Origin of the sequence: Streptomyces sp. NK15101 (assembly GCF_020400725.1) — a bacterium.
Taxonomy (GTDB): Bacteria; Actinomycetota; Actinomycetes; order Streptomycetales; family Streptomycetaceae; genus Streptomyces.
On the sequence record NZ_JAINVG010000217.1, the window covers coordinates 1 to 491 of the forward strand.

Here is a 491-nt window from a genome sequence, read left to right on the forward strand (position 1 = left end):
GGCCGGTGTTGCCGAGGTAGTTGGACCAGCCCTGGGAGACGACGGTGCCGCCGTCGAAGTAGTCGCCGTTGTTGTGGTTGACGCGGATGGCGACGGTGCCGTCGGGGCTCTGGACGATCATGTCGGCGGCGCCGTCGCCGTTGGTGTCGGCGAAGTCGAGGCGGCCCTTTCCGGTGCCTCCGAGGAAGTTGGACCAGCCCTGGGAGACGACGGTGCCGCCGTCGAAGCCCTTGCCGGCGCCGAGGTTGTGGCGGATGGAGACGTTGCCGTTGGTCTCGTGGACGATGAGGTCGGACAGGCCGTCGGCGTTGGTGTCGGCGGTGTAGAGGCGGCCCTGGCCGGTGCCTCCGAGGAAGTTGGACCAGCCCTTGCTGAGGACGGCGCCGCCGTCGAAGTAGCCGCCGGCGTTGATGTTGTTGCGGACCGCGAGATCGCCGGTGGTGGTCAGGACCGCCATGTCCGCGTTCCCGTCACCGTTCAGGGAAGGGGTG

Annotated in this window: 1 protein-coding gene; it reads right to left on the bottom strand. The window is 68.6% G+C overall.

Going from position 1 to position 491, the window contains the following annotated elements:
• Positions 1-457, bottom strand: a 457-nt coding sequence (locus tag K7G60_RS38685) for an FG-GAP-like repeat-containing protein (RefSeq protein ID WP_225805641.1), incomplete at its 3' end; no start/stop codon positions are given.
• Positions 458-491: the final 34 nt, after the last annotated feature.